This window comes from Nocardioides kongjuensis (genome assembly GCF_013409625.1).
GTDB classification, from domain to species: Bacteria; Actinomycetota; Actinomycetes; order Propionibacteriales; family Nocardioidaceae; genus Nocardioides; species Nocardioides kongjuensis.
This window is the reverse complement of the sequence record NZ_JACCBF010000001.1, coordinates 2,096,905-2,116,146: the sequence shown is the minus strand read 5'-3', so window position 1 is coordinate 2,116,146 and position 19,242 is coordinate 2,096,905. Positions and strand designations below refer to the sequence as shown.

Below are 19,242 nucleotides of genomic sequence, written 5' to 3'. Positions count from 1 at the left end.
CGCTGGCCCCACCACCGGACGCCGTCCTCCCGACGGGAACCCGGTGACGTACGCCGATCGGTGCCCTCCCGCAGCAGCGCGAGCCGCCGGTCGATCCTGCTGAAGACCGGGGTCGCCGTGTGTCGGCGGCCGCTTGGAAGGACACCTGTGGCTCGAGGAGGCCAGCGGGGCGCGACGCAGCAGCGTCGCGGCTCGCAGTCGGCGCGGACGCGTCGCAACGAAGAGGGCATCATCCCGCAGCTGGCGCGCGCGGTGCGCGAGGTCGAGGCGGCGGTCGCGCGGCGCTCGGCGATGCCGGAGGTGCGCGCGAAGTTCCAGGTCGTCGCGCTGCTGGCGCGCGAGGAGCGGACCCGGGTCAAGAACGACACCGGGCTGTCCGACAGCCGCCGGGGCGAGGAGCTCAAGCGGCTCGACGGGATCGCGACGATCCTGGCCCAGACCGCGGCGCGCGACAGCACGCTCTTCACGCTGCTCGACGAGAACGCCGAGATCTCGGAGTCGGCCAAGGCGATGCGGCGCGAGCTGCTGCGCAAGGCCGGCGTCGACGAGCCGGAGCCCGAGCCGACCCCGGTCGCCGTCGACCCCGAGCTGGCGGCGCTGGCGGAGAAGCGGGTCACGCCGCTGTCGGTGCAGGCCTACCAGCTCTCGCACCCGTTCCTCGCGCCCGACTTCGCGCACGCCCGGGTCAAGGTCCCGCCGCGCCGGCTGGCCGGCTGGGAGCTGCTCGAGCCGCTGTTCCGCTCCTTCGAGCGCGCCGCGCCGGACGCCCCGGCGTGCATGCCGCTGCCGGAGGCCGACCAGCTCACCGCGCTGACCGGCCGGCACGCGCCGGTCGGGCGCGAGCTGATGGAGCACCAGGCCCAGCTCATCGCCTCGGCCGCCGAGGGGCATCGCACCTACCTGCTCGCCGACGAGCCCGGTCTCGGCAAGACGGCCCAGGCGCTGCTCGCCGCCGAGGCCGCCGGCGCCTTCCCGCTGCTGGCCGTGGTCCCCAACGTCGTCAAGACCAACTGGGCCCGCGAGGTCGAGATCTGGACGCCCAACCGCCGCGCCACCGTGCTCCACGGCGACGGTGACGACGCCGACGGATTCGCCGACGTGTTCGTCGTCAACTACGAGATCCTCGACCGCCACGTCGGCTGGCTCGGCACCCACGGCTTCCGCGGGATGATCGTCGACGAGGCGCACTACATCAAGAACAAGACCTCGCAGCGCTCCCAGAACGTGCTCGAGATCGCCTCGCGGATCCGCTCCCGGATCGCGCGGCCGCTGATGATGGCGCTGACCGGCACCCCGCTGATCAACGACATCGAGGACTTCCGGGCGATCTGGCAGTTCCTCGGCTGGATCGACAACGTGGTGCCGCAGGGCCACCTGATGGAGGCGCTGGAGGAGACCGGGCTGACCCCGGCCGACCCGGCGTTCTACCCGGCCGCCCGTCGCGCCGTGATCGAGCAGGGCATCGTGCGGCGCCGCAAGATCGACGTGGCCGCCGACATCCCGGCCCGCCGGATCGCCGACATCCCGGTCGAGCTCGAGGGCGATGCCGGCCGCTCCATCCGCAAGGCCGAGCAGGAGCTGGCCCGCCGCATGGTGGAGAGGTACGACGCCGCGATCGCCACCCGCCGCACCGGCGCCGAGGTCGAGGGCATCGACCACCGCCTGGTCCGCCAGGTCGCCGGCTGGGAGCGCGAGGACAACTCGACCAAGACGGGCGAGAACGTCTTCACGATGATGCGCCGCATCGGCCAGGCCAAGGCCGGGCTCGCGGCCGACTACACCGCCCAGCTGGCGCGCAACGTCGGCAAGGTCGTGTTCTTCGCCAAGCACATCGACGTCATGGACACCGCCGAGAAGACCTTCGCCGAGCGGGGGATCCGCTACAGCTCGGTGCGCGGCGACCAGTCCTCCACCACGCGGCAGAAGGAGATCGACGCCTTCGTCAACGACCCGGACGTCCAGGTCGCGGTCTGCTCGCTGACCGCGGCCGGCGTCGGCCTCAACCTGCAGGTGGCGTCCAACCTGGTGCTCGCCGAGCTCTCCTGGACCGACGCGGAGCAGACGCAGGCGATCGACCGGGTGCACCGGATCGGCCAGGCCGAGCCGGTCACGGCGTGGCGCGTGATCGCGACGCAGACCCTCGACACCCGCATCGCCGAGCTGATCGACAAGAAGGCCGGGCTCGCCGCCCGCGCCCTCGACGGTGCCGGCGAGGAGGTCGAGGGCGGGGCCATCGACCTGCAGACCGAGGCGCTGGTCGCCCTGCTCACCGCAGCGCTGGAGGCCCGCGGGGACTGATCCTTGTCACACTCCGCCGACCCGTCTCGTCCACCTGTCATGGACACGAAGCTCGCCGTGGCAGGCGGAACGGGACTGGTCGGCGCGATGGTGGTCGAGGAGGTACGACGCATCGGCGCCACGCCGGTCGTGGTCGCCCGTTCGCGGGGGATCGACCTCACCACCGGTGAGGGACTCGCAGCGGCGCTCGACGGAGTCGAGGCGGTGATCGACGCCAGCAACGTCGACACGATGAGCGCGAAGCGCTCGATCGCCTTCTTCGAGGCGGCCACCGCGCACCTGCTCGCGGCGGGTGCCGTGGCCGGCGTGCGCCACCACGTGGCGCTCTCCATCGTCGGCTGCGACCGCGTGGACCTGCCCTACTACCTGGGCAAGAGGCGCCAGGAGGAGCTGGTCGCGGCCGGGCCGGTGCCGTGGTCGGTGCTGCGCGCCACCCAGTTCCACGAGTTCGCCGGCCAGCTGGTCGAGCGCAGTCCGCGGCCGTTCGCGATGGCGCCACGGATGCGCACCCAGCCGGTCGCGGCCCGCGAGGTCGCCGCGGCGCTGGTCGCCGCCGCGCTCGGCGAGCCCGCCGGCCTGCTGCCCGACCTGGCCGGGCCGTGCCCGGAGGACGTGGGCCGGATGGTGCGCGACGTGGTGCGCGAGCGCGGACCGCGACGGCTCGTCGTACCCGTGCCGATGGCGGGCCGCACCGGCCGCCAGGTGCAGGACGGTGGCCTGCTGCCCGGCGACGGTGCCACGCTGGGCACCGTGACGTTCGACGACTGGCTCGCGCATGTGTGACCCGGTCGCGCGGGTGCAGGCGCTGGCGGGGGAGTACGACGCCCTGCGCCCGCGGATGGTCCGTGTCGCCTACGCCATCCTCGGCACGCGCGCCGAGGCCGAGGACGTCGTCGCCGACTGCTGGATCCGACTCGTCGAGGCCGACGCGCGGGAGCCGGTCCGCGACCTCACCGGCTGGCTGACCGTCACCGTCGCCCGCGCCGCCACCGACGTGCTGCGCTCGGCGCGCGTGCGCCGCGAGGAGTACGTCGGCCCGTGGCTCCCGGAGCCCTTCGTCGCCGCGCCCGATCCCGCCGACCGGGTGACCCTCGAGGAGACGGTGAGCTACGCGCTGGCGGTCGTCCTGGAGTCGCTCTCGCCCGCGGAGCGGACGGCCTGGGTGCTGCACGACGTCTTCGGGATGGGCTTCGCGGAGGTCGCCGGGGTCGTCGGCCGCAGCCCGGCCGCCGTGCGTCAGCTCGCGTCCCGCGCCCGGGCGCACCTCGCCGCCCAGCCCGCACGCTTCGAGGTCGACCGCTCCGTCCACGAGGAGGTGCTCGGCCGTTTCCTCGCCGCGGCCGCCGGCGGCGACCTCGCCGCACTGCTGGACGTGCTCGACCCCGACGTCGTGTGCACCTCGGACGGAGGCGGCGTCGTCAGCGCCGCCCGCCGGCCGGTCCACGGTGCCGACCGGGTCGCCCGGTTCCTGGTCGGCCTGGTCGCCAAGTACGTCGGCGACGTCGAGGTCGAGCTGGTCGAGGCCAACGGCGCCCCCGCCGTCGCGCTGCGCGAGGACGGCGTGCTCACCTCGCTGATGGTCCTGACCGTCGTCGAGGGCCGCGCCACCCGGGTCGACCTGCTGCGGGCGCCGGCCAAGCTGGCTGCCGCCGACCTCTGACCCGGCTCAGGCGTGGTTGAACCGCAGCCCGTCCGGCACCTGGTCCGGACTGTCGGCGTACGCGCTCATCGCCTGCGTCGCGCGCCGGAAGTACGCCGAGATCTGGTGCCCGGTGTGCCCGTCGATGCCGACGTCGGCCAGGGCCCGGTCGAACAGCTCGAGGCAGACCTCGTCGAGCTCGGCGTGCTCGCCGTTGCCGGCGTGCAGGCGCTGCATCGAGCTCTCGTCGCCGTAGCCCGCGGTGTAGAGGGCGGGACCGCCGAGCGCCTCGCTGAGGTAGGCCGCCAGCCGCTCGTCGTGCCGGGGGTGCAGGTCGTGCTCGAAGGGGTGGGCCGCGACCGGGTCGGCCAGGCACAGGTCGTGCCACCGGACGCACAGGTCGAGGAGGGCGTCGAAGCCGCCTGCCTGCTCGTAGAGCGTGCTCACGCGATCAGGGTGCCGTGGCTTCGGGTGCCTGTCGAGTGGTGGCGAGCCTTCGGTCGACCCAGCCGAAGCCGGCGACGAGGCCGGCGAACAGTGCGGTGATCCCGAGGCACACGACGGCCACCGAGCCCCAGCCCTCCTCGCGGAAGTCGAGGAACGGGTAGGGCACCCAGCGGGTCGCGCCGGCGACCGACAGCGTCACCGCCACCCAGGCGATCGGCCAGGCGAAGGCGACCGCGACCGCCCGGCCGTCGACCCGGGGCCGCGGCCCGAACGCGAACCAGCCGACCACCGCCAGGACCGGGACCAGCATGTGCAGCATCTTGTCGGCCAGCCAGTCCGCGCCGTTCAGGTCCAGCAGCGGGCGGAGCAGGAAGAAATGCACCAGCCCGGTGACGGTGATCCCGACCGTCGAGGCGAGGCGCAGCGCCCGGAACGCCGGGCCGTCGCGGAAGGGGTCGCGGGCGAGCAGCGCCGTGGCGACGGCGACGAGGATGTTGCTCTGGATCGTGAAGTAGGCGATGAACCGGGCCAGGCGCAGGCCCAGGCCGGGCGGCTCGACCTCGTCGAGGACGCGGCCGCCCTCGACCACCAGGACCAGCTGGAGCACGAGCGCGGCGCCGGTCACCACCGCCGTCAGCGTGTGCCAGGCGCGGGCGTTGCGCATCAGCCCTCCTCGCCGTCGACGACAGGTGGTGTGAGCAGACGCTGGATCGCGTCGCCGTACGTCGCGATGACCACATCGGGGTCGGCGGCGGTGACGATCGGGTCGCGCTGCAGGAAGAGCAGGTTGAGCAGGCCCCCGAGCTGGGCGACGGCGAGCGCGACCCGGAGCTCGGGGTGGGGGCCGGTGAGGCGCGGGGCCAGCGGGCCGACGTACGTCTCCGCGGTGTGGCGGATCATCTCCTCGCGGACCTGGTCGTGGTGGGCGGCCTGGGCCAGGGCGACGTAGCGCTGACGGATGATCGGCCGGCGGGGGTCGAGGAAGTACGCGACCAGGCGCCTGCCGACGGTCTCGAGCGGTCCGTCGAGGACGGTGCCGATGCCGAGCGAGGTGTCGACGGTGCGCAGGAAGAGCGCCTCCTTGGACCCGAAGTGCCGGATCACGAGCGCCGGATCGACTCCGGCGGCCGCGGCGATCGCGCGGACCGAGGCGCCGTCGAAGCCGCGCTCGGCGAACAGGCTGCGCGCGGCGTCCTCGATCGCGCTGCGGGTGGCGAGGCCGGCGGGGCGCAGCTCGCGGGGGCGCCGCGCGTCGGCGGAGGTCTTCGTCACAGCGCAACGGTAGGGCATGGCCGACGTGGGTCAACGCTGTTGACACATCGCTCGTCAACGCCGTTGACTCTGTCCTCGTGACTGCGACCTCTCCTGCGCCGGCGACCGGCGCGCCCGGCACCGGCACGGCGCACGGCGCCGCCCGCTCGGGGCTGCTGATCGTGGCCGTCCTGTGCTTCGGCGGCCTGACCGCCTCGCTCACCCAGACCATGGTGATCCCGATCCAGGGCGAGCTCGGCCGGCTGCTGCACACCAGCGAGGCCAACGCCTCGTGGGTGGTGACCGCGACCCTGGTCGCCGCCGCCGTGGCGATGCCGATCGCGGGACGGCTCGCCGACCTCCACGGCAAGCAGCGGGTCCTGGTCGTCAGCGCGCTGGTGCTCGTGGTCGGCTCGTTGGTCTGCGCGCTGAGCGGGAGCCTGGCGCCGATGCTCGTCGGCCGCCTGCTGCAGGGCTGCGCAATGGGCTTCGTCCCGGTCGGGATCGCGCTGCTGCGCGAGGTCACCCCGCCGCGGCTCACCGCGACCGCGATGGCCGCGATGAGCGCGACCCTCGGCGTCGGCGGCGCGGTCGGCCTGCCGCTGTCCGCGTGGATCGTGCAGGACTTCAGCTGGCACACCCTGTTCTGGGTCTCCACCGGCCTGGCCGCCGTCGTCGCGCTGGCCGTGGTGCTGCTCGTGCCGCACGTGCGCGACGCCGAGCCCGGCGGCTTCGACCTGCTCGGCGCGGTGGGCCTGGGCGTCGGCCTGGTGGCGCTGCTGGTGGCCGTGTCGAAGGGCAACGAGTGGGGCTGGGGCGACGGCCGCACCCTCGGCCTGCTGGTCGCCGCCGTCCTCGTGCTGCTCGCCTGGGGCGGCTACGAGCTGCGCACCCCCGACCCGTTGTGCGACCTGCGCACCACCGCCCGCCGGCCGGTGCTGCTCACCAACCTCGCCGCCGTCGCGATCGGCTTCGGCATGATGGCGCAGGCGATCGTGATCCCGCGCCTGCTCCAGTCGCCGGCCGCGACCGGCTACGGGCTCGGCCAGAGCCTGCTCGAGACCGGCCTGTGGATGGCTCCCGGTGGTCTCGTGATGATGGTGTTCTCGCCGGTGTCCGGCCGCCTGATCCGGGCCATCGGCGCCCGGGCGACGCTGATGATCGGCGGCGCCGTGCTCGGCCTCGGCTACCTGTTCGCCCTCGTCCTCATGGACGCCGCCTGGCAGATGATGATCGCCACCTGCATCACCTCCGCCGGCGTCGGCATCGGGTACGCCGCCATGCCGACGCTGATCCTCGAGTCCGTGCCGCTCGCCGAGGCAGGCTCCGCGGTCGGGATCAACGGCCTCGTGCGCTCGATCGGCACCAGTGTGTCGTCGGCCGCCATGGCGGCGATCCTGACGGCCTCGACCCTCGACCTGGGCGGCTACGCGCTGCCCACCGAGAAGGCCTTCGCGATCTGCTTCGGGGTGGGCGCCGCGGCCGCCTTCGTGGGCGTGCTGCTGGCGGCCGCCGTCCCGCGCCGACGGGACGCCGTTCCTCTTTGACAGACGTTCAATAGGCGTGACAACCGATCACGGGTAAATCCGGAACCTCTCCGTTCACCGTTCGTTGATACCGACGAAACGACGGGTGCGGTGACTGGGGGGTTCCGCACCGTCGCAGCGGCCCCGGGGCATCGCCCCGGGGCCGCGCTTCGTCGTACCGGTCCGGCCCGTGCCCGTGCCCGTCTCTAGGCAAGGATGGTCCCGTGTCCGGCCCGCTGATCCCCTCCGACCCGACGACCGACGCCGTGCGCCGCAGCGCGCTGCGCAAGATGCGCACGGTCGCGGTGTCGCTGCTCCTGCTCGCCGCCGCGGTCTACCTCGCCACCCTGGGCAAGGACGGCGCCTGGGGCTACGTCAACGCCGGCGCGGAGGCCTCGATGGTCGGTGCCATCGCGGACTGGTTCGCCGTCACGGCGCTGTTCAAGCACCCGCTCGGCCTGCCGATCCCGCACACCGCGCTGGTGCCCAAGCGCAAGGACGACCTCGGCAAGGGCCTCGAGCAGTTCGTGGGGGAGAACTTCCTGCAGGAGGACATCATCCGCGAGCGGGTCCTCGGGGTGCAGATCGCCCAGCGCGTGGGCGACTGGCTCGCCGTGCCCGCCAACGCCGAGCGGGTCGTGACCGAGGGTTCGGAGATCGCCGCGCTGGCACTCGGCAAGGTCCGCGACGACCACATCGAGGCGCTGGTGACCGAGGCACTGGTGCCGCGCTTCCGCGAGGAGCCGATCGCGCCGCTGCTCGGCGGACTGCTCGCCGAGGCGATCCGCGACGACCTCCACCACGGCCTGGTCGACCTGATGCTCGAGGAGATGCACGGCTGGCTGCTCGCCAACCCCGACACGGTCCACGACGTGCTGGGGGAGCGGGCCCCGTGGTGGGCACCCGACTCGGTCAACACCTACGTCATCAACCGCCTGCACCTCGAGATGGTCCGCTGGCTCGCCGAGATCCGCGACAGGCCCGACCACCGGGCCCGCCGCGCGCTCGACTCGATGCTCGGCCAGCTCGCCGACGACCTGCTGTCCAACCCGGCCACCCAGGAGCGTGCCGAGCGGCTCAAGGACCGCGTCCTCGACCACCCGGCCGTCATCGCCAGCGCGATCTCGCTGTGGCAGGCCCTGCGCAAGGCGCTGCTCACCTCCCTCGGCGACCCTAACGGCGCCGTGCGCCGTCGCCTGCTCGTCGAGCTCGACGGCGCCTGCGCCCGCCTGCGCTCCGACGCTGCGCTGCGCGAGCGGATCGACACGATGGCGGCCGGCGCCGCGGTCTTCGCCGTCGACAGGTACGGCGCCGAGCTGACCGCCGTCATCACCCACACCATCGAGCGGTGGGACGGCAAGGAGGCGGCCCGGCGCATCGAGCTGCACGTCGGGCGCGACCTGCAGTTCATCCGGATCAACGGCACCATCGTCGGTGGCCTGGTGGGGGTCCTGATCCACACGATCTCGGTGGTGCTTCACTGATGGCCATGTTCGGCCGAAAGCGGAAGGATCCGCAGCCCGAGGGCCCGGTGCCCGTCGACGTCCCCATCCGGGACGAGTCGATCCGGCTCGGTCAGTTCCTCAAGCTCGCCAACCTCGTCGACTCGGGGGCCGAGGCCAAGCCGGTGATCGCCGACGGGCTGGTCAAGGTCAACGGCGAGGTCGACACCCGCCGGGGGCGGCAGCTGCGCGTCGGGGACGTCGTGGAGCTGCAGGGGCAGGCTGCCCGGGTCGCCGACGGCGACGTACCGGACAACCTGCCCTGGTGAGTCGGGTGGAGCAGGGAGTCAGCTGACGCCCAGCAGGTCGACGACGAAGATCAGCGTCTCGCCGGGCTTGATGACGCCGCCGGCGCCGCGGTCGCCGTACCCGAGGTGCGGCGGGATGACCAGCTGACGGCGGCCACCGACCTTCATGCCCTGCACGCCGGTGTCCCAGCCCTGGATGACCTGGCCGATGCCGAGGCGGAACTGCAGCGGGGTGCCACGGTTGTACGACGCGTCGAACTCCTCGCCGCTGGACAGGGCGACGCCGACGTAGTGGACCGACACGGTGCTGCCGGCGGTGGCCTCCTCACCCTCGCCGACGGTGAGGTCGGTGATGACGAGGTCGGTGGGCGGGGTGGGGTCGACGAAGTCGATCTCGGGCTTCTGGCTCATCCGGCCAGCGTAGATGAGTCCGGCCGGGGGATCGCACGCAGCGCACGCTGCCGGGCCGGGCCCGGCCGGAGGGCGTGTCGGCCGCCTCGTCCATCGATGCCTCACCACTCGCGGCAGCGGGTTAGGCTGCGCCCAGCGTCCCAACCGTCGGGTGGCTGGGGCATGGGGGCAGGGACGTCTCGGGGGTGGGACAAGTGCGGGTCAACGCGACGGGCGCCGAGTCCTGGGCGTCGCCGGGGCACGCCACGCGTCTCGTGCACGCCGCCGGGACCCACCCGGGCCGGGTCCGAGAGGTCAACGAGGACTCCTCCCTGGTCGCGCCGCCCGTCTTCCTCGTCGCCGACGGCATGGGCGGCTACGCGCGTGGCGACGTCGCGAGCCGGCTGGTGGTCGAGTCCTTCGAGTCGCTCGCCAGCCTCCACCAGGTGCAGCCGGCCGACGTCGAGGCGGCGATCGCCACCGCGCAGACGCGGGTCGCCTCGCTGGCCGCCGAGTTCAGCTCCGCGCCCGGCTCGACGCTGGTCACGGCGGCGTACGTCCTCGAGGACGGCCGTGGCTACTGGTTGCTGGCCAACATCGGCGACTCCCGGGCCTACACCTACGCCGGCGGCGTCCTCGAGCAGATCTCCAAGGACCACTCGGTGGTCCAGGAGCTGATCGACGCCGGCCAGCTCACCCGCGACCAGGCCATCGCTCACCCCGAGCGGCACGTGGTGACCCGCGCGATCGGTGCGCTGACCGTCTCCGAGGCCGACTTCGCGCTGATCCCGGCCGAGCCGGGGTCTCGTCTGCTGCTGTGCTCCGACGGCCTCACCTCGGAGCTCTCGGACACCGCGATCCTGCACATCCTGTCCGAGGACATGGCGCCGGACCGGACCGTGCTGACGCTCGTCGACGCCGCGGTCGCGGCCGGCGGGCACGACAACGTCACGGTCGTCGTCGTCGACGTCGAGGGCGCCGGTGCCACTGCGCCCGCGGTCGAGCGCACCGCTCCCGGTCCGCAGGAGGGCCGATGACCAGCTACCTGCCGGGCGAGCTCGCCACCCTCGTCACCGACGAGGGCGTCGTCGTGAGCACGCCCGACCGGCTCGCCGAGGTGGCGGCCCTGCGCGAGCGCGACCTGGCGGCCCCCACGGTCGTCGAGGTGCTCTCGCGCGGCGACCTGAGCGCCCTGCCCGAGTTCGCCGCAGTGCGTCTCGAGGGGGCCGAGGCCCGGATCCTGGTCCGCGGCGGCCTCGTCGTCCGCGTCGACGGGTTCGCGGTCGACGGGCGTGACGCGACCATGTGGACCGAGGCCACGGCCACGCTGGGCCCCGGTGCCGCGGTCGAGATCGCCCCCATCGGTGCGCCGGCCGCCGGCCCGGCGCTGCCGCTCACCGCGGGCGTGGTCCGCAGCGCCGGCGTGACCTGGCACCCGGCGTCCACGGCACCGGCACCGGCACCAGCGACCGCGCCCGCGCCCGCCCCCGAGACCGGCTACGCCCCCGCGGACGAGTACACCGTCGTGCGCGGGAGCCAGCGGCCCGCCGTCCCCCCGCCGTCCGGTCCGGACGCTCCGACGACCCCGCCGCCCTCGGCCCTGCCGCCGGCCCCGCCGTCGGTCCCGCCCCCCGGGTGGCAGCCGCTCCCCACGGGGGATCCGTCGCCCGAGCACGACGGCCACACGATCACCCCGGCCCAGCTGCAGGCCCTGCGAGCGGCCGCGGCCCAGCCGGGGAACGCCCCCGCCACGCCGCCCGCCGGTCCCGCCGTGCCCCCGGCCGTGGCACCGCCGAACGCCCCGCCGCCCACGATGCGGCCGCCCGCGGTCGCCGTGCGTCCCGTGGTGGCGCTCGCCCTGTCGACCGGTCGCGTGGTCCCGGTGCGGCGCCGGGTGCTCATCGGACGCAGCCCCCGCATCCAGCAGGTCGGGGGCAGCCAGAACCTGCCGGCGCTGGTCACCGTCGACGACCCCTACGTGTCCAGCACCCACCTCGAGGTTTCCGCCGACGGCGCCCGGGTGACGGTGACCGACATGTCCACCAACGGCACGCTGCTCGCCCGCCAGGGCCGGGTGCCCGTCCCGCTCGACCGCGGGGTCGTCACCGAGGTCGCGCTCGGCGACGTGCTCACGCTGTCCAAGGGCCTGACCGCGACCGTCGTCCCGGCGCCCGACGAGGTCTGAGGCGGGTCATGCAGCAACCACCGCAGATCCCGGGCTTCCACTTCGTCGACCTCGTCGGCGAGGGCGGGTTCGCCGACGTGTTCCGCTACCAGCAGGAGCTGCCGACCCGCCAGGTCGCGATCAAGGTGCTGCGCAGTGGCAGCGACGCCGCCTCGATCGAGCTGTTCCGGGCCGAGGCCAACGTGATGGCCCAGCTGTCCAACCACCCCTCGATCGTGCCGATCTACCAGGCCGGGGTGAGCTCCGACGGGCGGGCGTTCCTGGTCATGGAGTACTGCCCTCCACCCCACGTCGCGCAGCGCTACCGCACCCAGCCCCTCGCCGTCGCCGAGGTCCTCGACATCGGCGTCAAGATCGCCAGTGCCGTCGAGACCGCCCACCGGGCGGGGATCCTGCACCGCGACATCAAGCCCCACAACATCCTCACCAGCACCTTCGGCGTGCCGCTGCTCACCGACTTCGGCATCGCCTCGGTCGTGGGGGAGACCGGCGCCGGCGCCCAGGGCCTGTCCATCCCGTGGTCGCCGCCCGAGTCGCTGGCCGCCGACAGCCACGACGTCCGCAGCGACGTCTACTCCCTGGCCGCGACCCTCTACTCGCTGCTCATCGGCCACCCGCCGTTCGAGCGCCGCGACGCGTCCAACGACAACGCCTCGCTGATGACCCGCATCGAGCGCGGGCAGCTCACGCCGCTGCGCCGGCCGGACGTGCCGGCGTCCCTGGTCGACGTGCTGCGGCGGGCGATGTCGGTCGAGGTCGAGCGCCGCCCGGTCTCGGCGATGGTGCTCGGCCGCCAGCTCCAGGACGTGCAGATCGAGCTGCGGCAGTCGCCGACCCGGCTCGAGGTCATGGACGCCTCCCCGTCGGCGCTCGGCGAGGAGCACCCCAACGACGCGCGGACCCTGGTCCGACCGGTGTCGGTGATCATCCCGGCCGCGGTCCACGACCGCCCCGGGCCGCTGCAGCCCGGCCTCGACGAGGACACCCGCAACCCGGGCCACTCCGGCCACTCCGGGCATTCGGGGCATTCGGGGCATTCCGGGCACGCCAGCCTCTCCGGGCACTCCGGTCGCCGCGCCGCGACCGGTGGACGGTCGGCCCGGCGCTCGGGTCCGCAGCGCTCGGAGGAGCGCCAGCTCGGCGTACCCGCCCGGATCGGGATCGGCGTGGTCGTCGCAGCCGTCGCCGGCGCGATCGGCTTCGCGCTCCTGGACGGCAGCTCCGGCGACCAGGACGGGGGCAAGGACGGCACGCTGCGCGGCGAGGACCCGCCCAACCCGGTCGAGCTGCTGGACCGGCCACCGGCGCCGGTCGTGTCGAAGTCGGGCAAGGGCGCCCGGTGGACCTTCACCTGGGCCCAGGAGACCCCCCGGCCCGGCGACAGGTTCAAGGTGCTGCTCTCCGGCGACGGCGTGCAGCAGAGCGCGCCGGAGTACATCGAGGCCACCAGCAAGACCCTCACCGTCGAGCGCGACGCGACGGTGTGCATCGAGGTGGCGGTCATCCGTGAGGGCGGGGAGACGTCGGCTCTCTCGCAGCGGACGTGCGTGACGGGAGGGTGACGACGATGACCAGGATCCGCAGGTGGCGCCGGACGGCGTCCGCGACCGTCCTCGCACTGGTGGTGGGCACCCTCGTCGTGCTCGCCTTCGAGCACGACGGCAAGCCGTTCACCGAGGTGGACCTCAACGACGGCGGGGTGTGGGTCACCAACAACCACCTCGGCCTGGTCGCGCGCCTCAACCCCCAGATCAAGGAGCTCGACCTCGGCGTCGACGCCGGCAGCGCCGACTTCGACGTCTTCCAGCGCGCCACCAGCGTGTACGTCGACGACGCCTCGTCCGAGCGTTCCGTCAAGCCGGTCGACGTCGTCCGGGCGCGCGCGCTCGACCCGACCTCGCTGCCGTCGGGCGCGATCGTCGCCAACGGCGGCGCCACGTTCGCGGTGGTCGACCCGGTCAGCGGCAAGGCCTGGGTGCGCTCGGCCGAGCGGTTCCGCGGCTTCGCCCCGAAGAGCACTCCGGCGGACCTCGAGCACGCGCTCACCGCGGCGGTCGGCACCGACGGCCGGGCCTGGGTGCTGGGCCGCGACGGGAAGGTCACGCCGTTCACCCTCGACGAGAGCGGCTCCGCCGTCGAGGGCGAGTCGTTCCAGCTCGGCAAGGGCGTCGGCAACGACGCGACGAAGGTGGCGCTCACCGTCGTCGGGGACACGCCGGTGCTGTTCAACCGCAACTCCTACGAGCTCTCCCGCCCCGGCACCGAGCCGGTCGTCATCGAGACCCCCGACTCGACGGAGGTCGAGCTGCAGCAGGCCTCCGACGACAGCGACGAGGTCTACCTGGCCACGCGCGAGGGCCTCCTGGTCACCGGGCGAGAAGGCGGGGCGGTCAAGGAGATCAGCCGCGGCGAGGTCTCCGGGCGACCGGCCGCGCCCGTCCAGATGACCGGCACCGGGTGCGTCTACGCCGCGTGGTCGGACCCGCAGTCGACCCACAACTACCTGCGCGACTGCGACGGCGACGAGCGCGACGACACCACCCCGATCCCCGGGATGCAGCCGGGCGCGTACCTCCAGTTCCGGGTCAACCGGGACGTCGTCGTCCTCAACGACACCGTCACCGGCGACGCCTGGCTGGTCGAGGACCCGGGCAAGGCCAAGATCGACAACTGGCCGGCCGTCGATCCCCAGAACGAGAACAAGTCGAAGCTCAAGGAGATCAGCGAGGAGGTCCCCGACCAGGAGAACCGCCCGCCCGACCCGCAGGACGACCGTCTCGGCGCGCGTCCCGGTCGCTCCACGGTGCTCCCGGTGGTGGCGCTCAACGACCACGACCCCGACGGCGACATCATCAGCATCTCCAAGACCTCCTACCTCGGCGGCCCCGAGCTCGAGGTGAAGATCGTCGGCGGCGGCACCCAGCTGCAGGTCGCCGTGCCGCCCGACGTCACGGGCACCTCCACCTTCCGCTACTACGTGACCGACGGTCGCGGCACCGACGAGGTCTACGCCACCGTCACGCTGGACATCCGCAAGGACGACCAGAACGCCAGGCCCGAGAAGATGGACGAGCGCGAGCCCAAGCTCCGGGTCGCGAGCGGCGCCAGCTCGAGCTACTACCTGCTGGCCGACTACTACGACAAGGACGGTGACGACCTCACCGTCACCGGCGCCGAGGCACGCGGCGGCGAGGTCGAGTACCGCCCCGACGGCACGATCACCTTCACCGACACCGGCGCGGGGGAGAAGGTCAGCGAGATCGACGTCACCATCGACGACGGGGCCAGCGAGACGCACGTGCCGCTGCCGGTCGAGATCGTCGGCGACACCGCGCCACCCGAGCTCGTGCCCGACCTGGCCTCGGGGGTCGCCGACACCGCCGTCGTGGTCCAGCCGCTGTCCAACGACCGCAACCCCGAGGGCACCGACCTGACGCTCAAGAACGTCAAGGTCGTCGGCAACGAGGAGGGCACCGAGATCTCCCAGGACCTGGAGTCCGGCACCTTCACGTTCCGCGCCAGCAAGGCGCGCAGCTACTACCTCTCGTACTCCGCCTACAACTCCTCGGCGACCGAGTCCTCGGTCGTCCGGCTCGACATCGAGTCGCCGCCGAAGGACAACCGCCCGCCGATCGCCGTGCGCGACAAGGCCGTGATCACCTCCGGCGGCACGGCCCAGGTCGACCTGTTGCTCAACGACCTCGACCCCGACGGCGACGTCCTGGTCGTCAAGCGGATCGGGCGCACGTCGGTGCCCGGCGTCAAGGTGTCGGTCGTCGACAAGCGCCTGGCCGTGGTCAGCTCGTCGAGCGACATCGCCGGGCGGCAGGCGACCGTCGACTACTGGGTCTCCGACGGCCGCAGCACGGTGCCCGGACAGCTGGTCGTCACGCAGCGGTCCTCGACCCAGGAGAACCGCCGACCGATCGCCAACAAGGACCAGGTGACCGTCCGGGCCGGCGCCGTGACGACGATCCCCGTCCTGGGCAACGACTCCGACCCCGACGGCGGCAAGCCCCGGCTGTTCCAGGAGGACCTGCGCAACGACCAGGACCTCGACATCTGGGTCGCCGGAGACGTGCTGCGGATGCAGGCACCCGAGAAGCCCGGCACCTACTCGGCCATCTACGGCGTGCGCGACGCCGACGGTCTCAAGGCCTCGGCCGTCGTCGACATCTACGTGATCCCCGACTCCCCGAAGAACAACCAGGCGCCGCTGCCGCAGCCGATCACGGACCGGGTCATCGCGGGACGGCCCAAGGTGATCGGCGTCGACCTCGGCGGAGCCGACCCCGACGGCGACTCGGTGGCCTTCCGCAGCATCCTCACCGCGCCGACCCTGGGCCGCATCGTCGAGACCGGCGTCGACTGGATCCGCTACGAGGCCTTCGAGGGCAAGGCCGGCACCGACTTCTTCCAGCTCCTCGTCCAGGACAAGTACGGCGCGACCGGTGTCGCGGAGGTCCGCGTCGGCGTCGTACCGGAGGAGACGGAGAACCAGCCACCCGTCGCGCTCGACGACGCCGTCCTGGTCCAGCCCAACCGGACCATCTCCTACAACGTCCTCGCCAACGACGTCGATCCCGACGACGACCCGCTGCGGATCACCGACGACCTGATCAGCAGCGACGCGGCGAAGGCCACGAGGGAGGGTGGCTTCATCGAGCTCGAGGTCGGCGATGCACCGACCCACGGCGGAGTGCCCACCAGCATCGGCTACACGGTCGAGGACGCCGCCGGAGCCTCCGACTCGGCGCTGTTGAAGGTGACCGCGAGCCGGGACGCCCCGTTCTACGCGCCGATCGCACGCGACGACGTCGCAGACCTCAGCGACGTCATCGGCCGCGACCCGGGGGAGACGGTCGAGATCCCCGTGCTCGACAACGACGTCGACTTCGACGGCGCCAAGGCCGACCTCCGGGTCACCAGCTGCGACGCCGGGAGCAAGGGCGAGTGCGAGGTCCGCGACGAGAGCAGCGTGCGGGTCCGGCTCGCGGCCGAGGACCAGGTCGTGCTCTACCAGCTCGACGACGCCGACGACGAGTCCGGCGGCACCTACGGCGTCATCTACGTCACCGGCACCGACAACGTCCCGCCGCAGCTCACCACCGACAAGGACCTGGTGCCGGTCAAGGCCCCGGCGGGGTCGCCGACCGACGTCGACCTCGAGGACCTCGTCGTCACCCGCGCGGGCCGGCACCCCCGGATCGTCCCCGACACCGAGCCTTCCGCGATCAACGGCATCGTCGGCCCGGTCGAGGGTGAGCCCACGTCGCTGAGGTTCGTGCCGGCCCGCAACCACGTCGGCCCCGCGTCGGTCACCGTCAAGGTCACCGACGGGCGCACCCTGGCCGAGGACAGAGCTCTCACTGCACTCCTCACGATCCCGATCGACGTCGTGCCGTCCGGCAACGTGCCTCCGGCGATGCGCAACGCGTCGGTCGACGTCGCCGTCGACGGCGACCCGGCACAGGTCGACCTGTCCGGACTGACCCGCGACGCCAACGAGGGCGACGAGAAGACGATGAGCTGGACCGTCACGTCCGTCGACGACGGCATCAGCGCCAGCATCGCCTCCGACAGCACCCTGCTCAAGGTCGAGGCCGGTGGCGGCGCGAAGGTCGACGCCGCGACGCCCCCTCAGGTCCACCTCCTCGCCGACGACGGCCACGGCGGTCAGGACGAGGGCGTCGTGACGGTGCGCGTCGTCGGCAACGACCGTCCCGAGCTGCGCGTCTCGCCGATCACGGTGACGGCCACTAAGGACGAGGAGATGGGTGTGGACGTCGCGGCCTCCGCGGTCAACCCCTACCCCGACAAGCCGTTGAAGGTCAGCGACGCCCGGGTCGCCTCGGGGCCTGCCCTGTCCGGCCTCCGGGCCGACGGCACGTTCGTCCGGTTCACCCCGACGAAGACCGGGACGTCGGTGGTCACGGCCACGGTCGCCGACGCGTCCGGCGACAGCTCCCGCAACCGCACCGCACGGATCACCGTCACCGTGGTGGCCGTGCCCGACGCGCCCGACCGGCCCATCCCGTCGTCGGTCGAGGCGTCCTCGGCAGTGCTGTCCTGGCGTGAGCCGGCGGCCAACGGCGCGCCCATCGAGGAGTACGAGGTCACCGACGGCAAGGGCTTCCGGCAAAGCTGCGCCGACCCGACCTGCCGACTGGTGAACCTCACGCCGGGGCAGGCCTACAGCTTCGTCGTGCGCGCCCGCAACAGCGAGGGGTGGAGCAAGACGAGCCCCGCCTCGGAGGAGATCGTCCCCAACAAGGCGCCCGAGCTGATGTCCCCGCCGACCATCGTCAACGAGCCCCGCCCGACCGGGAGCCGGATGGACCGCCAGCTCACCGTGCGCTGGACGCCTCCTGCCAACGAGGGCTCGCCGATCACCGCCTACGAGATCAAGGAGGCTGGCAGCACCAACACGTGGACGGCGGGTGGCACGGCCCGGTCGCTGGTCATTCCCGGGCTGGTCAACGGGACGCCGTACGCCTTCGAGATCCGGGCGGTCAACGACGTCGAGCCCCGCCGGCAGTTCTCCGGACCGTCGAAGGCCGGGACCCCGTTCGGCGTCCCACTGAAGTCGGGTTCGCCTCCGCAGCTCAAGGCGAGCCAGGCCGACAGCTACACCGAGCGGCCGTGGGTGCAGATCGACTGGAGCAAGTGGACCGCCAACCAGAGCAACGGCAACGCGGTCTCCCGCTACGAGATCAGCTGCACCGGGTGTCGCCAGTCGACGTACTCCGTCGACGGATCGGCCACCTCCAAGCTGTTCGACAGCAGCGACGGCATCGAGAAGGGCAAGGTCGTGACCTTCACGGTGGCCGCCGTGAACGACGCCGGGACCAGCGACCCGAGCCCGAGCGCCTCCGGCCGGCCGTGGACCAAGGCCAGCCCGGTGCGCAACCTGCGGCAGACGCGGGAGTCCCCGGCGGACCGGACCGCCACGCTGGCCTGGGATCCGCCCCAGGACGACGGCGGGCTCGAGATCAAGCGCTACATGGTCCAGACCGACTCGAACGCACCGACGTCCGTGGGCAGCGCGCCCTCCGGCGGTATCGACATCACCTTCCCCAACAACGGCACGCACTCGGTCAAGGTGTGGGCGGTGACCTACAACGGTGGCGACCCGGTCGACGGCGCGGTGGACTCGATCGCCAACGTGGACACGTGGGGCAAGCCCCTGGACCCGACGCTCAACTCGACCACCTCGTCGTCCCACTACGCCGCGCTGTTCCAGTTGGCACCGAAGGACGACTCCTACAACGGCAAGTCGATCCTGAAGCTCCAGGTCAGCGTCGACGGCGGTGCCTTCCAGGACTACGGCGGCCAGTTCTCCGTGGACGTTCCCGAAGGCGGCGCGACGGCGACGATCAAGGCCCGGGCGGTCTCCTCGGCCACGGGCGACCGGCAGTACAGCAACGAGGTCACGCTGCAGGCGCGCTCGAAGGACAAGATCCTCAGTGCGAGCTTCACCAACGGCAACAACTTCGCCCTGCTGGTGACCGGGTACGGCTTCGCGAGGGTGTCCCAACCGATCGCGGTCACCCTCAAGGGCGTCGCACCCAGCGCGGACTGCGGCAGCATGGACGGCACCGTCAGCGGTTCCGGTCTCTACGACGGCAAGTTCGTCTACCGCGTGGGCGGCGCCAACTGCACCTTCAGCGGGACGGGGTCGGCCGACGTCCTCGTCGACGGGGTGCCCGCCTCGGCGGCCAAGGGCGGCTGAAGCCCGGACGCCGTCCCCGCCTCC

At 72.8% G+C, this 19,242-nt stretch carries 14 protein-coding genes; 10 read left to right on the top strand and 4 right to left on the bottom strand.

The annotated features are described in order from the left end of the window. Positions 1–147: 147 nt before the first annotated feature. From BJ958_RS10195 to sigJ, 3 genes are read left to right on the top strand one after another with little or no spacing between them, the layout of a single operon-like run. On the top strand, positions 148–2,298 hold the full coding sequence (locus BJ958_RS10195) for an SNF2-related protein (RefSeq protein WP_179726726.1): 2,151 nt from the start codon (positions 148–150) through the stop codon (positions 2,296–2,298). A gap of 39 nt (positions 2,299–2,337) precedes the next feature. After that, positions 2,338–3,081, top strand: coding sequence for an SDR family oxidoreductase (locus tag BJ958_RS10190; RefSeq protein WP_179726725.1), 744 nt, complete (start codon positions 2,338–2,340; stop codon positions 3,079–3,081). After that, positions 3,074–3,958, top strand: a complete 885-nt coding sequence (sigJ, locus tag BJ958_RS10185; RefSeq protein ID WP_179726724.1) for an RNA polymerase sigma factor SigJ — start codon at positions 3,074–3,076, stop codon at positions 3,956–3,958. Before BJ958_RS10190 ends, sigJ begins: the two co-directional genes overlap by 8 nt. Before the next feature lie 6 nt (positions 3,959–3,964). Here sigJ and BJ958_RS10180 read toward each other — a convergent pair whose 3' ends face one another. Genes BJ958_RS10180 through BJ958_RS28485 form a run of 3 tightly spaced genes read right to left on the bottom strand, consistent with a single transcriptional unit; the run spans position 3,965 to position 5,656 of the window. Next, positions 3,965–4,384 carry a globin domain-containing protein gene (locus BJ958_RS10180; RefSeq protein ID WP_179726723.1) on the bottom strand — a complete coding sequence of 140 codons (420 nt, stop codon included), beginning with the start codon at positions 4,382–4,384 and terminating at the stop codon, positions 3,965–3,967. A 4-nt stretch (positions 4,385–4,388) separates the two neighbouring features. Then, positions 4,389–5,048, bottom strand: coding sequence for a Pr6Pr family membrane protein (locus tag BJ958_RS10175; protein ID WP_179726722.1), 660 nt, complete (start codon positions 5,046–5,048; stop codon positions 4,389–4,391). Next, entirely contained in the window at positions 5,048–5,656 is a 609-nt protein-coding gene (locus BJ958_RS28485) for a TetR/AcrR family transcriptional regulator (RefSeq protein ID WP_343052633.1), read from the bottom strand. Before BJ958_RS28485 ends, BJ958_RS10175 begins: the two co-directional genes overlap by 1 nt. Before the next feature lie 77 nt (positions 5,657–5,733). Between BJ958_RS28485 and BJ958_RS10165 the strand changes: the two genes are divergently transcribed. The 3 genes from BJ958_RS10165 to BJ958_RS10155 all read left to right on the top strand — a co-directional run bounded on the left by BJ958_RS10165 (position 5,734) and on the right by BJ958_RS10155 (position 8,932). Further along, positions 5,734–7,182: an MFS transporter gene (locus BJ958_RS10165; protein WP_343052632.1), complete on the top strand. Its 1,449-nt coding sequence runs from the start codon at positions 5,734–5,736 to the stop codon at positions 7,180–7,182. A 203-nt stretch (positions 7,183–7,385) separates the two neighbouring features. Further along, entirely contained in the window at positions 7,386–8,645 is a 1,260-nt protein-coding gene (locus tag BJ958_RS10160; protein WP_343052631.1) for a DUF445 domain-containing protein, read from the top strand. A gap of 5 nt (positions 8,646–8,650) precedes the next feature. Next, a complete protein-coding gene (locus BJ958_RS10155; RefSeq protein ID WP_218865682.1) occupies positions 8,651–8,932 on the top strand; it encodes an RNA-binding S4 domain-containing protein in 282 nt (93 codons plus the stop codon). Positions 8,933–8,950: 18 nt separating this feature from the next. On the opposite strand, the gene BJ958_RS10150 is transcribed toward BJ958_RS10155, so the two are convergent. Next, positions 8,951–9,322 carry an FKBP-type peptidyl-prolyl cis-trans isomerase gene (locus tag BJ958_RS10150; protein ID WP_179726720.1) on the bottom strand — a complete coding sequence of 124 codons (372 nt, stop codon included), beginning with the start codon at positions 9,320–9,322 and terminating at the stop codon, positions 8,951–8,953. Positions 9,323–9,507: 185 nt separating this feature from the next. Between BJ958_RS10150 and BJ958_RS10145 the strand changes: the two genes are divergently transcribed. The 4 genes from BJ958_RS10145 to BJ958_RS10130 are packed head-to-tail and all read left to right on the top strand — an operon-like array spanning position 9,508 to position 19,218. Further along, a complete protein-coding gene (locus tag BJ958_RS10145) occupies positions 9,508–10,338 on the top strand; it encodes a protein phosphatase 2C domain-containing protein (RefSeq protein WP_179726719.1) in 831 nt (276 codons plus the stop codon). Further along, entirely contained in the window at positions 10,335–11,486 is a 1,152-nt protein-coding gene (locus BJ958_RS10140; protein ID WP_179726718.1) for an FHA domain-containing protein, read from the top strand. The genes BJ958_RS10145 and BJ958_RS10140 overlap by 4 nt, the downstream gene beginning before the upstream one ends. 8 nt (positions 11,487–11,494) lie before the next feature. Beyond that, complete coding sequence (locus BJ958_RS10135; protein ID WP_179726717.1) at positions 11,495–13,048, top strand: serine/threonine-protein kinase; 1,554 nt, start codon at positions 11,495–11,497, stop codon at positions 13,046–13,048. A gap of 5 nt (positions 13,049–13,053) precedes the next feature. After that, on the top strand, positions 13,054–19,218 hold the full coding sequence (locus BJ958_RS10130) for an Ig-like domain-containing protein (protein ID WP_179726716.1): 6,165 nt from the start codon (positions 13,054–13,056) through the stop codon (positions 19,216–19,218). The last annotated feature ends 24 nt before the right edge of the window (positions 19,219–19,242 follow it).

What these genes read in the sequence shown, in the direction of transcription:
- BJ958_RS10155 (WP_218865682.1), top strand. Translation starts at nt 8,651, where the DNA reads ATGTTCGGCCGAAAGCGGAAGGATCCGCAGCCCGAGGGCCCGGTGCCC.
- BJ958_RS10140 (WP_179726718.1), top strand. Translation starts at nt 10,335, where the DNA reads ATGACCAGCTACCTGCCGGGCGAGCTCGCCACCCTCGTCACCGACGAG.
- sigJ (WP_179726724.1), top strand. Translation starts at nt 3,074, where the DNA reads ATGTGTGACCCGGTCGCGCGGGTGCAGGCGCTGGCGGGGGAGTACGAC.
- BJ958_RS10175 (WP_179726722.1), bottom strand. Translation starts at nt 5,048, where the DNA reads ATGCGCAACGCCCGCGCCTGGCACACGCTGACGGCGGTGGTGACCGGC.
- BJ958_RS10150 (WP_179726720.1), bottom strand. Translation starts at nt 9,322, where the DNA reads ATGAGCCAGAAGCCCGAGATCGACTTCGTCGACCCCACCCCGCCCACC.
- BJ958_RS10130 (WP_179726716.1), top strand. Translation starts at nt 13,054, where the DNA reads ATGACCAGGATCCGCAGGTGGCGCCGGACGGCGTCCGCGACCGTCCTC.
- BJ958_RS10190 (WP_179726725.1), top strand. Translation starts at nt 2,338, where the DNA reads ATGGACACGAAGCTCGCCGTGGCAGGCGGAACGGGACTGGTCGGCGCG.
- BJ958_RS10135 (WP_179726717.1), top strand. Translation starts at nt 11,495, where the DNA reads ATGCAGCAACCACCGCAGATCCCGGGCTTCCACTTCGTCGACCTCGTC.